This window comes from Roseovarius halophilus (ex Wu et al. 2025) (genome assembly GCF_047086965.1).
In genome coordinates, this window is sequence record NZ_JBKOTX010000427.1 from 1 (window position 1) to 1837 (window position 1837).

2 protein-coding genes and 2 pseudogenes are annotated in these 1837 nt (G+C 63.5%); 2 read left to right on the plus strand and 2 right to left on the minus strand.

Translation table 11 applies throughout. The features are described from left to right. Positions 1-306 (minus strand): winged helix-turn-helix domain-containing protein (locus ACH107_RS32445; protein WP_412509722.1); only part of this gene is annotated, 306 nt, incomplete at its 3' end. Between the two features lie 81 nt (positions 307-387). On the opposite strand from ACH107_RS32445, the gene ACH107_RS32450 reads away from it, so the two are divergent. Further along, positions 388-660 carry a hypothetical protein gene (locus ACH107_RS32450; RefSeq protein WP_412509723.1) on the plus strand — a complete coding sequence of 91 codons (273 nt, stop codon included), beginning with the start codon at positions 388-390 and terminating at the stop codon, positions 658-660. Here ACH107_RS32450 and ACH107_RS32455 read toward each other — a convergent pair. Further along, positions 591-1048: pseudogene (locus ACH107_RS32455) on the minus strand (IS5 family transposase); the annotation flags it as partial. The gene ACH107_RS32450 and the pseudogene ACH107_RS32455 sit on opposite strands and share 70 nt — an antisense overlap. 247 nt (positions 1049-1295) lie before the next feature. Here ACH107_RS32455 and ACH107_RS32460 point away from each other — a divergent pair. After that, a pseudogene (locus ACH107_RS32460) lies at positions 1296-1837 on the plus strand (malate synthase G); the annotation flags it as partial.

Genomic DNA, 1837 nt, shown 5'->3' on the forward strand with positions numbered 1-1837 from the left:
TTTTCCGTCGGGAATATCCCTCAAGAGCCCTTGCAGGCTGGCAAGTCGATCGGCACCGCCCGTCGCGGCCTCCGCCTCGAAGGCCCGATACTGCGCCAGAACCTCGCGCCCGAGGCCCGTGAGACACGCGCCGCCGCCGCCCGGACCGCCGCGTGTGCTTTCGACCAGCGGCTCGCGGAACATCGCGTTGAGCGTGCCGATCAACTCCCAGGCGCGCTTGTAGCTCATCCCCATCTCGCGGCCCGCCGCGGCAATCGATCCGCGGCTTGCGATCCCTTCCAGCAAGTCGGCCTTGCCCGGCCCCATCATCTCGTCCTCGCCGAAGACGATGCGAATACGGAGGCGTGGTTCGGGGGGGCGTTGTGGTCGGGATTGCATATCGAGACAATGGCAGAAATTGATCGCCCGCCGCAAGCATCACTGGACCTGCGCCAGGACACCCCCCTTCCGGCCAGGTCAACCGAAATTTGCCTTACAGCACGTGCTTCGATCACTTACGTGCCTTTGCAAGTCCATTTGATGATCGCCTCGGGAGCAACCCGCAGCAGCGATGCCTTTGCAAACAGATCAGGCTCGGGAGTCATTGACGATCAAAGCCAGAGGATGACGGTTGCGGCAAGCGCGATGGCGGACAGGAAGACCTTCGGGCAACTTTCGTAGCGGGTTGCGACGCGCCGCCAATCCTTCAGGCGACCGAACATGATCTCGATGCGGTTGCGCCGCTTGTAGCATCGCTTGTCGTGCCGGACGGCTTTGCCGCGAGACGTCCGCCCCGGGATACAGGGGCGTATCCCCCGTCCTGTAACGCGTCCCGGAACCAGTCGGCGTCGTAGCCGCGGTTGGCGATCAGCCAGTCGACGGACGGCAGGGACCTGCACAGCGCCCGCGCGCCGACATAGTCGCTGACCTGGTCGGCCGCGATGAAGAAACGGATCAGACGCCCGACGCTGTCGGTCACGGCGTGCAACTTGGTGTTCCGTTCTCGGGCAAGACTGTCCCCCCCCGGACAGTTTCTTGATCCCTCGAACCCCTTCGTACGGCCGATCAGGCCGCATTCGCCATTGCCCTCGGACCATGTATGGACGGCTCCCGCGGGGCAAGGGCTTTGTTCGGATCAGGCGTCTGATCTGCAGCACGGGGGCCGCGCGCCCTGATGACCCGAAGCTCGGTTTGCGCCATCATCCGGTAAAAAAATTTTACCAATTTTGTAGCTTATCGGAAACTTTCACGTTAAATCATGCCCAAGGCGTGGCACGTGGAGCGGCCCGCCCGGACCAGACACGAAGGGACGAGAGATGGTGCAACGTATCGAAAAGCATGGCCTGCAGGTGGCCGAGCAACTGGCGCGCTTCGTCGACGAGAACGCCTTGCCGGGGACGGATGTTTCGGCCGATGACTTCTGGGCCGGTTTCGCGGCCATGGTCGAGGAGATGGCACCGAGGAACAGGGCCTTTCTCGACCAGCGCGAAACGCTGCAGGGGCAGATCGACGACTGGCACATTCGCCACCGCAACCAGCCGCATGACCACGAGGCTTACACGCAGTTTCTCGAGGATATCGGCTACCTGGTCGAGGAGGGACCGGATTTCGAGATCGAGACGGCCAACGTGGACCCCGAGATCGCGCATGTGCCGGGGCCGCAGCTGGTGGTGCCCATCACGAATGCCCGCTACGCCCTCAACGCCGCGAATGCGCGCTGGGGAAGCCTTTACGACTGCCTCTACGGCACGGACGCCATTTCAACCATCACTACCTGGCGACCAAGGCCAGCAAGTCCGGGCATCTGCTGTGACGGCGGTTGCCGCGCCCGGCCCGCAAGACATCGTCCTGACCCCGA

Excerpts from the sequence above, each read along its gene's own strand:
- ACH107_RS32450 (WP_412509723.1), top strand. The coding sequence starts at position 388 with ATGGCAGAAATTGATCGCCCGCCGCAAGCATCACTGGACCTGCGCCAG.